At 39.5% G+C, this 13,268-nt stretch carries 10 protein-coding genes and 1 pseudogene; 10 read left to right on the forward strand and 1 reads right to left on the reverse strand.

The features are described 5' to 3' along the window. The first annotated feature begins 104 nt into the window (after nucleotides 1-104). The gene (locus GAB14E_RS21775; RefSeq protein ID WP_231561952.1) at nucleotides 105-1,919 is read left to right on the forward strand and encodes an ABC transporter ATP-binding protein/permease; all 1,815 of its coding nucleotides are present in this window, start codon (nucleotides 105-107) and stop codon (nucleotides 1,917-1,919) included. Between the two features lie 132 nt (nucleotides 1,920-2,051). Here the strand turns inward: GAB14E_RS21775 and yihA are convergent, their stop codons facing one another. Beyond that, a complete protein-coding gene (gene yihA, locus GAB14E_RS21770; protein ID WP_033080532.1) occupies nucleotides 2,052-2,741 on the reverse strand; it encodes a ribosome biogenesis GTP-binding protein YihA/YsxC in 690 nt (229 codons plus the stop codon). Between the two features lie 245 nt (nucleotides 2,742-2,986). On the opposite strand from yihA, the pseudogene GAB14E_RS25620 reads away from it, so the two are divergent. The 9 genes and pseudogenes from GAB14E_RS25620 to GAB14E_RS21735 all read left to right on the forward strand — a co-directional run. Beyond that, a pseudogene (locus tag GAB14E_RS25620) lies at nucleotides 2,987-3,256 on the forward strand (c-type cytochrome); the annotation flags it as partial. Between the two features lie 117 nt (nucleotides 3,257-3,373). Then, entirely contained in the window at nucleotides 3,374-3,943 is a 570-nt protein-coding gene (locus GAB14E_RS25625; RefSeq protein ID WP_414734048.1) for a c-type cytochrome, read from the forward strand. A gap of 230 nt (nucleotides 3,944-4,173) precedes the next feature. Continuing rightward, complete coding sequence (locus tag GAB14E_RS0122355) at nucleotides 4,174-4,680, forward strand: paraquat-inducible protein A (RefSeq protein ID WP_269429092.1); 507 nt, start codon at nucleotides 4,174-4,176, stop codon at nucleotides 4,678-4,680. Further along, on the forward strand, nucleotides 4,664-5,284 hold the full coding sequence (locus GAB14E_RS21760; protein ID WP_033080279.1) for a paraquat-inducible protein A: 621 nt from the start codon (nucleotides 4,664-4,666) through the stop codon (nucleotides 5,282-5,284). The genes GAB14E_RS0122355 and GAB14E_RS21760 overlap by 17 nt, the downstream gene beginning before the upstream one ends. A gap of 86 nt (nucleotides 5,285-5,370) precedes the next feature. Further along, the gene (locus GAB14E_RS21755) at nucleotides 5,371-8,466 is read left to right on the forward strand and encodes a PqiB family protein (protein WP_033080280.1); all 3,096 of its coding nucleotides are present in this window, start codon (nucleotides 5,371-5,373) and stop codon (nucleotides 8,464-8,466) included. Between the two features lie 104 nt (nucleotides 8,467-8,570). Continuing rightward, entirely contained in the window at nucleotides 8,571-9,650 is a 1,080-nt protein-coding gene (locus tag GAB14E_RS21750) for an XdhC family protein (RefSeq protein WP_052093334.1), read from the forward strand. After that, nucleotides 9,640-10,329: a nucleotidyltransferase family protein gene (locus tag GAB14E_RS21745; RefSeq protein ID WP_052093414.1), complete on the forward strand. Its 690-nt coding sequence runs from the start codon at nucleotides 9,640-9,642 to the stop codon at nucleotides 10,327-10,329. The genes GAB14E_RS21750 and GAB14E_RS21745 overlap by 11 nt, the downstream gene beginning before the upstream one ends. Next, nucleotides 10,326-10,925 (forward strand): (2Fe-2S)-binding protein, encoded by a 600-nt coding sequence (locus GAB14E_RS21740; RefSeq protein ID WP_033080281.1) that lies wholly within the window; start codon nucleotides 10,326-10,328, stop codon nucleotides 10,923-10,925. Before GAB14E_RS21745 ends, GAB14E_RS21740 begins: the two co-directional genes overlap by 4 nt. A gap of 2 nt (nucleotides 10,926-10,927) precedes the next feature. Continuing rightward, a complete protein-coding gene (locus GAB14E_RS21735; protein ID WP_033080282.1) occupies nucleotides 10,928-13,180 on the forward strand; it encodes a xanthine dehydrogenase family protein molybdopterin-binding subunit in 2,253 nt (750 codons plus the stop codon). Nucleotides 13,181-13,268 lie beyond the last annotated feature (88 nt).

The following is a 13,268-nucleotide window of genomic DNA, read 5'->3' on the forward strand; positions in this document are numbered from 1 at the left end:
AAGATGTGTTTCAGAATGCCTGAACGAGCAAGGTAAATTATTTACCCTAACGTATTCACTAGTCGCTTCACTTTTATTATTACACGCTATAAATAAGGAATATTATGTCTGAACAACTATCTGCTAGTCAAGTTACCGGTGAAGTTGTGGCTGATCTAAAGCCAGATAAAAAAATTGCCATATTGTTTGAGCTTATTCAATTTATTAGCCCTTATAAAGGTCATATATTAGCTGCCTTTATCGCCCTTATTTTTACTGCTGCGGTAATGTTGTCAGTTGGCCAAGGCGTTAGGATGCTAATTGATGAAGGTTTTGCTCAGCAATCCATTGAACAATTACAGCAGGCAGTGTTATTTATCTTAGCTATCACTGTATTAATTGCTGGTGGTACATTTGCCCGCTTCTACCTTGTTTCATGGTTAGGTGAGCGAGTTAGTGCTGATATCCGCTTGGCTGTTTTTAATCATGTTATTACTTTGCACCCGAGTTATTTTGAAACCAATGGCAGTGGCGATATTATGTCGCGTATCACCACCGATACCACTTTACTGCAAAGCATTATTGGCTCTTCATTTTCTATGGCTATTCGTAGTGCCTTAATGCTTATTGGCGCATTAGTTATGTTGTTTGCTACCAACATAAAATTAACCCTGATTGTTTTATTGTCGGTGCCATTTATCTTAGTACCCATATTATTTTATGGCCGAAAAGTAAGAAAACTATCGCGTAAAAGTCAGGACTCTATGGCCGATGTTGGCAGTTATGCTGGCGAAGCCATTGAACATATTAAAACAGTACAAAGTTATACCCACGAACAACATGAAAGACACGCTTTTGGCGAGGAAGTTGAAAAGGCTTTTCAAATTGGTCGTAGTCGTATCAAGCAACGTGCTACCTTGATCGCTGGTGTTATTATTATTGTTTTTGGTGCCATTACTGGCATGTTATGGGTTGGTGGTAGTGATGTAATTCAGGGCACAATGAGTGGCGGTGATTTAGGCGCTTTTGTCTTTTATGCCATTTTAGTTGCTTCTTCATTGGCAACTATTTCCGAAGTATTAGGGGAATTACAACGTGCCGCTGGTGCTACTGAACGTCTCATTGAAATTTTGCAGGTTGAAAGCCATATTCTACCACCAGTAAAAAATACTATTGCAGCCAAAAACCTTAACGCTGAAATTTCTTTTCAGCAGGTAAGCTTTAATTATCCTTCTAGACCTGATCAAGCTGCAACCCAAACACTTAATTTGACTGCTAAGCAAGGTAAAGTATTGGCCCTTGTTGGCCCGTCCGGTGCAGGAAAAACTACACTATTTGAATTACTGCAGCGATTTTATGATCCACAAGCTGGTAAAATTACTCTTGGCGGCACCGATATACGCCAACTTGATCCAAAAGATCTGCGTCAACAAATGGCTTTAGTTCCACAGCAACCGGCCTTATTTAGTAGTGATGTTTTTCATAATATACGCTACGGCAAGCCCGAAGCCAGCGATGAAGAAGTGATAGCTGCAGCTAAAAAAGCCCATGCCCATGAATTTATAAGCCAATTACCTGAAGGTTATAACAGTTTCCTTGGTGAGCGGGGTGTTAGACTTTCAGGCGGGCAACGTCAACGTATTGCTATTGCTAGAGCAATATTGAAAGACCCACATATATTATTATTAGATGAAGCAACAAGTGCACTCGATAGTGAAAGTGAACATCATGTACAGCAGGCTTTAGAAGAGTTAATGCGTGGCCGCACTACTATCATCATCGCGCATCGGTTATCCACGATTAAACATGCTGATCATATTGCAGTCTTAGATCAAGGTCAGTTAGTTGATATCGGTGATCACCAATCATTATTACAAACCTGTGACTTATATCAGCGATTAGTTGAGCTACAGTTTAAGCAGGTAATAGCATCCGTATAAAGAAGTAAGCACTTTCTCATACTGATTGGTATAACCTAACTTCTGAACCAGCAGATAACAAATAAGGGAGAAAGCATGATGCTTTCTCCCTTTTTATTATTACATTAACCTAAGGTTAAATTAGCACTTTTATTAATTCTGAAAGTCTTCGGGTAAGATGTTTTCATCTTCATCATCAAGTTGAACATCTGAGCTATTTTCAACTTCAGGATCATCTGCTTGCTCAAGCCAATCACAAATAACGGCATCAGCTTGTTCTTTGCCGGTGTATTTGAGTGATGAAAAGGCTTGTACTTTAATGTCAGCATCTAATGACGCTAAGGCTTTTTTCACCGCTAATACTTCAGCGCTACGCTTGCCCTGTGATAACTTGTCACACTTAGTTAATAACGCTAAGACGGGTAATTCACTGTCTACTGCCCATTGAATTAAATCCATATCTAAATCTTTTAATGGGTGACGAATATCCATTAATATTACTAAACCTTTTAAGCATCGGCGTTTTTCTAAATATTCACCCAATGCTTTTTGCCATTTTTTCTTCATTTCTAATGGCACTTTGGCGAAACCATAACCAGGCAAATCAATCAGACGTCTGTTCTCTGCTACTTCAAATACATTGATAAGCTGAGTTCGACCCGGAGTTTTACTAATACGCGCCAAACCTCGTTGATTAGTTAGCGTATTTAAAGCACTAGATTTACCTGCATTGGAGCGGCCCGCAAAGGCAACTTCAATACCAGAATCAGCTGGTAAACGACGAATATCAGGGGCGCTAATGGTAAAGGCGGCTTTAGTTAAATGTATCTTTGTAGAAGACAAGGGCTTAACTCGTTTAAAATTTTCGTCATTATAGCGTTTTTCTTCGACAAATATTATTAAAAAAATGCACAAAACCGTTAAATTAAGGTTTTTTTTGTCTGATTTTTTATTATCAACTATTACACGGCGCTATTATTCGTGTAAAATGCCGACACATCCATCATACTTTTTTATCATTTTTTAATTAGATAGCTATTATATTATTCGAACAGCTACGTAATTAATGACAAGCAGAGAGCAACTCAATGAAAAAAATTATCTTTTCGCTATTCGTAGCTTTAAGTTCAGTAAGTGCTGTACAAGCCGCAGATGCTAACGCAGGTAAAGAAAAATCTGCCACTTGTAGCGCCTGTCACGGTCCTACTGGTGTTAGTGCAAGTCCTATGTTTCCTAACCTTGCTGGCCAAAATGATGCTTATATCATTAAGCAATTAAAAGATTTTAAATCAGGCGCACGTACCGATGCCATGATGGCGCCTATGGCGGCGAACTTATCTGAAGCAGATATGGCTGATTTAGCGGCTCATTTCTCAGGTTTACCTAGTGCCAACGAACAAGCTGCTGCTTCAGCAAGTACCGCCTCTAGCACCGATGCTACGCCAGTAAGTGCACCAGCCGCGGGCAATGTTGACATTGTTTCTTCTTCTCCAGCTGCAGCAATTTATCCAGGTGATGTCGCTGCTGGTAAAAGCAAAGCAGTTGCTTGTGCCGCTTGTCACGGTGCCGACGGTAATAGCTTAATACCAATGTACCCTAGCCTTGCGGGTCAAAGTGCTAACTATATAGCTAAACAATTAGCTGATTTCAAATCAGGTAATCGTAACGACCCTGTGATGGCGGGTATGGTTGCGGCGTTAACTCCTGAAGACATAAAAGATTTAGCTAGTTTCTTTGCAGTACAAAGCACTAAAGTAGGTACTGGTGAGTCAAATGAAGCAGGCCATAATTTATACTACGGCGGCGATGCTGCTAAAGGTGTTACTGCTTGTATTGCTTGTCATGGTGTTACGGGTAAAGGCATGAAACAAGCTGGCTTCCCAAGCATTACTGGTCAAAGTAAAGATTACTTGAAAAAACAACTTGCTAGTTTCCGTGATGGTAGCCGTGGTAATGACAATAATGGCATTATGCGTAATATTGCTATTAAATTATCAGATGCTGATATTGAAGCCGTTGCACAATACATTACGTCATTAAAATAACAATGACTTGGTTGCTTCATTAGCAAGTTTCTAAAAAGCAGCGTATATCGCTGCTTTTTTTTTATTGAATTTTTATAGCTAGCAATTAAAGGGACAATAACATTAATACTTCATTATTTGTCGCTTGTCAGCAGTGTGACGCCTTATATGACAAACCACATTTAAAACAGGGACAATTAGCCAAATGTAACCGTTGTGGCTGCACGCTAATAGAACGCAAAGTCGACTCTATTGAGCGCAGTTTTAATTGGTCACTTGCTGGCTTGATATTAATGTTACCGGCCATTTTATTACCTATTATGGGCGTTACTTTGGCAGGACAATTTCATCAAGCATCGTTATTTGATTGCATCCTAGTTTTGATTGATCGCGGTTTCTTTATGATTGCCTGCTTGGTATTTCTCTTTGCGATTGCCGTGCCTATAGTTCGCCTATCCGGCGCACTATATCTATCTTATTGTTTTAAGTTTAAGCGTTTAAAACCTTCATTATTAAGTTTCTTCCGTGCTTATCATCACCTTGACCATTGGGCTATGCTCAATGTATTTATGTTAGGTATTGTCGTTTCTATGTATAAATTGCTCGACGATACTGAACTATCGGTCAACCTTGGTTTACTGTCTTTTAGCTTATGGTTAATTTGCTCAACTATGTCAGCCGCGGCGCTCGATCAGGATTATATATGGGACAAGTTAGAACGTGCTTTTCCTAGGAGCTGTGATGATGAATACTGCTAAAAGCGCAGGACTCGCTTTATGTCCTAAATGCCATAAACTTAATAGTCTTGTTAACGAACATCAGCGCTGCAGCCGTTGTCATGGCATGTTTTATCAGCGTAAGCGTAACTCTTTACAGTATACCTTGGCTTGGAATGTTGCCGCTTTAATCGCTTTCATTCCGGCGAACCTTTATCCTATTATGATTGTTTATCAATTGGGTATACCAAGAGAAGCAACCATTTTATCGGGTATTGGTGAGTTTATTGATTATGGTTTATATCCGATAGCCATTATTATTTTTACTGCCAGTATCATAGTGCCCTTATTGAAAATTATTGGACTATTTGTGCTAGTTTATAAAGTGCATACTGGCATACGTTTAAAACCAGACAAACATAGCAAATTTTACCATGCACTTGAGTTTTTAGGACCTTGGTCAATGCTTGATGTCTTCGTTGTTGCGTTAATGGTTACCGTAGTAGAGCTTGGCTTTGTTACCTCTGTAGCCGCAGGCCCTGCGATAAATTATTTTACCGTAACGGTAATTTTCACCATGTTTGCAGCTAACAGTTTTGATCCTCGTTTATTATGGGATAAAAAGCAGAATAAGAAAGCGGGATAATACCGCAATAGCATTAGTACCAAAAATTTGCCAAACAATCTGCCAAGAAATCTACTAGGCACTTTACCAGAAGGAAAGGGATAGAAATGACCGATAAAAAAGATATTGCTGCCTCTGAGCATAATCAAAATATCAATAGCCATGCCGAAATTGTGCCTAGACAAGGCATTTCTATTATTTGGTTTGTGCCATTTATTGCCTTAATTTTTGGTTTGTGGCTGCTGATAAAAGTGGTTTCTGAGCAAGGAACCTTTATTACCATAGAGTTTGATAATGGCTCTGGCATAGTGCCAAATAAAACAGAAATACGTTATAAAGGTTTAATCACAGGTCTAGTGAAAAAGGTTGTACCTTCAGATGATTTACAACGCGTTATTGCCGAAGTTGAAATATCTAAAAATTTTAGTGATTACCTAACCCAAAACACTCGTTTTTGGTTAGTCAGCGCTGATATTTCTCTACAAGGAGTTTCTGGATTGGATACGCTGATATCAGGAAGTTATATCACTATTTTGCCTGATACCAGTACAAACTCTGATAAGCAGGATCACTTTATCGCCTTAACTGAAGCACCAACTTTAGATATGTCGACCCCTGGTTTACATCTAACTTTGCATACTGATGTATTAGGCTCGATCAGTGAAAACTCTCCAATTAGCTTTAAACAGATTCCTATTGGATATGTCACTGGCTATCACTACATAGAAAGTAGTAAAAAAATTGCCATTAATATATTTATCAAACCTGAGTTCTCTCATTTAATAAAAGAGAATTCTTTATTTTATAATACCAGTGGTGTGCAAGTTACCGCTTCCCTTTCTGCGGGCATAAAGGTCAATACCGACTCTTTAGCTGCTATTATGGCGGGTGGTATCTCCGTTGATACTTTAAGTTATCAAGAAGATTTAGCTGTGGCAAAAAATGGTCGAGCTTTTCCTTTACATGCTGACTTTCAATCAGCTGAAATGGGTCATGAAGTTGAGTTAACTTTAAATTGGAATTCTGGCATAGATCACAATGCGGCAATTTTATACCAAGGTCTGACTATCGGCGTTATTGAATCATTTAGTAAAATAGATCCAGTCAGTCGAAAAATCACCGCCACAGCAAAAGTTAACCCACGTGTAGTGCCTTATTTAACGGATCAGTCACAATTTTATATTGTTTCCCCACAAATTAACCTAACGGGATTATCGAATGCTAAAACATTATTAACCGGTAGTTACATCAGTATCAGGCCTTCGTTAGCAGGAAAACCCCGCAGCAAATTTACTGTATTTAGTAATAAACCCCCCTACAAATACACCGAACCTGGTTTACACCTAATGTTAACCAGTAACGATCGTAGTTCGTTACAAGTAGGTAGCAATGTTTATTACAAACAACAAGTCGTCGGTAATATTCAAGCCATTGAAACCACTGCTCCTGAGCACCATTTAATTCATATACATGTATTGCCAGAATTTAGTCATTATGTGAATCATAACAGTCGCTTTTATAATAATTCCGGCCTTAAAATATCGGCAAGTTTACTGGGTGTTGATATTCAAGCCCAATCATTACAAAGCATTTTAACGGGTGGCATTGCTTTTACCAGCCAAGGTAATAACCAAGACAATCAGAAAAAGCTGATTAAAAATGGTGATAGTTTTTCACTCTATGCTGACAAAAAATTGGCCAAACAAAATATCAGTTTCACCCTAAACATTGCCGCAAGTGAACAAGTCAGTACCAATACCCGTGTTTTATATCGAGGCATTGAAATTGGTGCCATTCATCGAGTAAACAGCCAAGGTGATTATCAACAATTACAGTTAGGCTTATTGCCTAAATATCAGCATATATTAAAAGCTGATACACAATTTTATTTAGTTAAACCAAGCTTGAGCCTTTCCGGTGCTAGTGATACTGATGCTTTGTTCGGCGGTACCTACATTACCTTTAACCTTGGACAAGGTAAAAAACAACGTCAGTTCACTCTATTTAATAAACCACCGGTAAAGTTGGCCAGCGCGTCAGGTTTACAACTGACTTTAACAACAGATCACGCCAGCGTAGCAACACCTGGCAGCGCTATTAGTTATCGAGGCATAACAATTGGCCAAGTAGATAATGTCAGTCTAAATAAAGCAGGTGATAATATTAAAGTTAGTATCACTATTGACGAAGAACACCGAGGTTTATTAAAAAGTACCAGCCGTTTTTATAATGCTAGTGGTATAAGTATCTCAGGTGGTTTAAGTGACTTTGTCGTTAAAACTGAATCTGTTGATGCCATTTTACGTGGGGGTATTAGTTTTTATACCCCAGACAGCAAGCTGAGCAACTCGTTAACCAAAGGTATACCGGTAGAAGAGCTGACAAGTTTCACCTTATTCAAACATGAAGAAGACGCCAAAGGTGCTGGTCAAGCCATTAGTATTCAATTTAATGATGTGACAGGCTTAAAAGTTAATACCAAGGTTGTCTATCAAGAGCAAACTGTCGGCACTATTGAACGTTTGATTTTCGATACAGAAAAAGTAGGTGTCACCGCGCTAGTCTTATTGAATGATTTAGGTCGTCAATATGCTATGCAAGGTACAAAGTTTTGGAAAATTGAACCTCAAATTGGCTTAGTTGGCTCTAAAAATGTTGCCGCCTTACTCGATGGTGCTTTTATTGGTTTATTACCTACTCATGATATTAAAGCTACACCACAACATGAGTTTCATGCGCTGGAGTTAGCACCTACGGTAGAGCAGTTAGCCTATGGATTAAATATTAAATTAACCACAAAACGACTTGGCTCTGTACGTGTCGGTAATCCTATTTTATATCGTCAAATTAAAGTCGGTAAAGTCATTGGCATTGATTTATCACCCACGGCTGATGAAGTTAATATTTTTATCAATATAGCTAAACGTTATTCGCCACTTGTAAACGAACAAAGTCAGTTCTGGAATACCAGTGGTATCAATATCAAAGCGGGTATTTTCTCAGGGGTAAATATTGATTCTGAATCAATAGAAACCCTAATTGCTGGAGGTATTGCCTTTGCAACTCCTGAGCTTGATGAAGAGCTTGATAAAAGAATAACTAGCTTACCGCTGAGCTTTGTTTTGCATCAACACGTTGATACAGACTGGTTAGAATGGCAGCCTAAGATCGCCATAGACAAGGAACATTCTGCAGTTGAGTAAAAGCGCTAATTAATTGCTTACATTTAAATTAACAACAACACTATAATTTGGCGACTTTCTCATTTATGTTAACTTAATATTTTTTAAGTACATAAAAACAACAAATGAGTAATCGCCTCAAAGCATTATTAGCTACTTGGCTGCCTGAAAAAGATTCTTGCCAATGGGTGCTGGCCAGTATCATTGAAACCCAGAGATCTTCATACCGTAAAACCGGCGCTATAATGCTCATTAACAGCCAAGGTAAAAGTTATGGTTTATTAAGCGGTGGCTGCCTTGAAGCTGATTTAAAACGCCAAGCGCAAAAGTGCTGGTATAACAACACCGACATTACCATCTGTTACGATATGCAAGATGATAATGATATAGCTTGGCAGCTCGGTATCGGTTGCGGCGGTTTAGTAAAAGTATTACTGCAGCCCATTAATAGCGAGAATGATTACCTCGACTTACTCACCTTAAAAAGCCAACTCGATAACCGTAATGCTTGTTTTTACCACATTGATACCGTCAATGCTCGAAGTACTCCCCAAAGCCCCGTTCAAATTAAAAACCAAGTTTTATCCAAGCCAAACAACTCTCTCGATCTGGTAATAGCGATTAAACCTGCGCCTGCTTTAGTTATCTTTGGTGGTGGATTAGATGCTCAACCACTCGTTAAAATTGCCAATACCTTAGGTTGGTATATTTGCTTAGTGGATAGCAGAACTGCATATGCCAGAGCTGCCTATTTTAAGGAAGCTGACACCGTAATCAACGAAGGTTATGCTAGTCTAGAGCAAAATCTGCTATTACCCAAAGCTGATGCCATTGTAGTAATGCACCATAATGTATCCCTCGATGCTCACGCCCTTAAACTAGTAAAAAGCCAAGCTAACTTAGCATGCGCTAGTTACTTGGGTTTATTAGGTCCTCAACATCGCACCGAATTGGTATTAGATAAAGCGCAATTGAGCAGCACTGATTTTCCTAATAAATTAAGCAATAAATTAGCTAACCCTATTGGTTTAGACTTGGGTGGCGATCTACCTGAATCGATTGCCCTAGCCATTTTATCGCAAGCCCATGCAGCAATAGAACAAGCGTCAGGAAAGTCATTAGGTTTTTTCCATAGTGAGCTAAACAGCAGTAATAACACCGACAATATCAACAGCATCAAAAAAATTGTTAACCATGCAAATTAATTTAATTTTATTAGCAGCAGGCAAAGGCCAACGCTATCAAGCGTCAACATCTGGCCAAGTGGGCTGCGCCACCATTAAACAGCTCGCTGATATTGGCGGTAAACCGATGATTGTTGATCGTGTTGAGAAATTAAAGCCCTTACTTATAAACCCTGATATTAACAATATATATGTCACCTTAGGCGCTAATAAAAATGTTATTAAAGCGGTATTGCCACAGGATATTTCGGTGATTGACAGTCAGCATTGGTCTCAGGGCATGGGACATTCTTTGGCAGAATCTGTGCAATCTATTAAGGCACAGAGCAGTCATGTGCTAATTGCCTTAGCGGATCAAGCGATGATCAGCACAGAGCATTACCAAAATTTACTCAGCGCCAGTAAAAAACAACCTAATAAAATTATTGCCACCCTGTGTGATGAACAATTGATGGCGCCCGCTATTTTCCCGGAAAAGTACTTTCCGTTATTGATAAAACTGCAAGGTAACAAAGGTGCAGGTTTATTATTAAAAAGTCATGCTTTACAAACAGATGCAATCGCCTGTACAACGGCAAAATTCGACATTAATACCTTGGCTGATTTAGAGCAAATCAGACAACAGCTAGACCATTCTAAACAAGAGAATAACTTACACCAAAACACACCTTCACACTGTCAAAACCTGGAGCCAGTATGATTAAAATAATTTTAAACAATAAGCCTGTTGAGCTTGATGTTGATCCACAAATGCCACTGCTGTATGCGCTTCGAGATGAGTTGCAACTCACTGGCACCAAATTTGGTTGTGGTGCAGGACAATGTGGCGCCTGCACTGTACATGTTAATGGCAAGGCTATGCGCTCTTGTGTAACGCCAATATCAGCCATTGCAGAACAAGCTATTACCACAATAGAAGGCCTAGCAGATAAACAAGGCAACTTAGGTGAGAGTGCCGTGCAAGTTGCATGGCGTGAATTTAAAGTACCGCAGTGTGGTTATTGCCAAAGTGGCCAAATGATGAGTGCTGCAGCTTTATTAAAAGCCATTCCTCAGCCGAACGATGAACAAATTATTGAACACATGCAAGGTAATATCTGTCGTTGTGGTACCTACAAACGCATAAAAGCAGCAATAAAATCAGCAGCAGGAAATACAACTGATTTAGCTGCAAATAACGCATCGCCTAACACCTCACCTGCCAATACTTTACCTAGCAACTCTTTACCTACCAATAATAACGGTGTGGAAATTTTTGATGCCCGCAAATTTACCCATGATAGCAAAGGAGCGTAACCATGAATTCTATTGAAAATGTTAGTCGTCGTGGTTTCTTAAAAGTTGCTGGTATTTCGAGTAGTGCTTTTGTTTTAGGTATGAGCTTACCTATTACTAGCTCACAAGCTAAATCATCAGCCAGCGCAGTAAACCACGAATTAAACTTCTTTGTTAGTATTGCTAATGACTCCATGGTGACTTTAGTGTGTCATCGCAGTGAAATGGGACAAGGCATCCGCACCAGTGTGCCACAAATTATTGCTGAAGAATTAGAAGCAGACTGGCAAAAAGTGACGGTTGTACAAGCAAAGGCTGATGCAAAATACGGTTCACAAGGCACTGCTGGCTCAGCTTCCATTCGTAATCACTTCACCAGTATTCGCCAAATTGGTGCCGTCGCACGTGACATGTTAGAGCAAGCTGCCGCTAATATTTGGCAAGTACAAAAAAATGCGGTTAAAGCCCAAAAACATTTTGTTGTGCATAATGCTACTGGTGAAAAAATTAGCTTTGGCGAACTTGCCAGTCATGCTGCAAAACTTACAACTCCCGATAGCAAGACCATTAAATTAAAAGCCAACAGTGATTTTTCACTTATTGGTAAAGACGTCAAGTTAATCGATTTAGACGATATTGTTGCTGGTAAAGCGCAATATGCTCAAGATATTCAGCTGCCCGATATGCTGATAGCCACGATTGTCAGACCACCTGTAGTTGGCGGTAAAGTTGTATCCTTTGATGCCAGTGAAGCCTTAAAAGTAAAAGGCGTGGTTGATGTTATCGCACTAAAACCACGCAGTATTCCGGTAGGTATCAACCCTCTAGGTGGGGTTGCAGTGTTAGCCAACAATACTTGGGCTGCCCTTGAGGGTCGTAAAAAGCTAACCATTAAATGGCAATTGGGTGATAAACAAAAACACAACAGCAGTGAATTTAGTAAACAACTTGTCAAAAAAGTACAGAGAAAAGGCGAAAAAGTTGCCACAAAAGGTGATGTTTATAATCATCAGTATAATGAAAATAATACTTTAGAAGCAACCTACACTGTCCCCTACATTCATCACGCGCCTATGGAAACACCTGCAGCTACCGCGGTTATTCACGGCAAAAAATGTACTATTTGGGCCGGTACTCAAAATCCACAATGGGCCAAAGGTACTGTTGCCCGTGAATTAGGACTAGGTGAAGATGAGCAAGATAATATTGAGCTTAATGTCACATTAATGGGCGGCGCTTTTGGCCGTAAATCCAAGGCAGATTTTATCGTTGAAGCCGTTGAATTAGCTAAGACAAGTAAGCGGCCAGTGAAAGTTATTTGGAGTCGTGAAGATGATATTCAACATGGTTATTACCATTCAATCTCAGCCAATTACTGCAAAGCCGAGTTAACCGAGCAAAGCAGTGCTGACCATTGGATAAGCCGTAATGCTTATCCACCAATTGGCTGGTTGTGGAACCCTGAAGCAAAAGTACCCAGCGATAATCAACTAGCACTCGGCTTTGGCGATATTCCGTTTGCTTTAAATAACTTAAGCATTGAAAAACACGCTGTCGATTCTTTTGTTAGACCTGGCTGGGTTCGTTCAGTCGCCTGTATCAATAACGGCTTTGCTTTAGGCTCCTTTGTTGATGAGCTGGCAGTTAAAGCGAAGATTCCTACTAGACAAATGTGGTTGAACTTACTCGGCGTTGATCGTCATGTCGATCCTAATAAAAATGGCTTTAAGTACTCTAATTACAATTTAGACTTAACAGCGCACCCTATTGATACAAAACGAATAAAAAACCTAATTAATTTAATTAGTGACAAAGCGAAAGTAGAGCAAGCATTACCTGAAAACCAAGGCTGGGGCATAAGTTTTTTACGCAGTTTTGGCTCCTTTGTTGCCGCTGCCACTAAGGTTTCAGTCGTTAACAATAAAGTCACAGTGCTTGAAATGCATACCGCGGTAGATTGCGGCATTGTTGTTACCCCAGATAGGGTGAAAGCACAAATGGAAGGTGCCATGGTATTTGGTTTATCCATTGCCTTAATGGGTGAAATATCAGTAAAGGATGGACAGGTAGAGCAAAACAATTTTCATGACTACCCAGTAACTCGCATTAACCAAGCACCTGAAATGCATGTACATATTATTGAGTCTGACAAACCGCCAGGCGGTATTGGTGAACCAGGAGTGCCACCAGTAGCACCAAGTATAACTAATGCTATTTATCATGCGAGTAAAACACGTATCCGTGACTTACCTGTGAATAAGGTTTTTACCGTTTAAGGTTGTTCGTCTGCTATTTTTTATGCTGAACCCATCTCAATAAAAAGGGTGTTAACACAAACTGTGTTAACACCCTTTTATTGATTAA

The sequence above is a fragment of the Colwellia psychrerythraea genome (assembly GCF_000764185.1).
In the GTDB taxonomy this organism is placed as follows: Bacteria; Pseudomonadota; Gammaproteobacteria; order Enterobacterales; family Alteromonadaceae; genus Colwellia; species Colwellia psychrerythraea_B.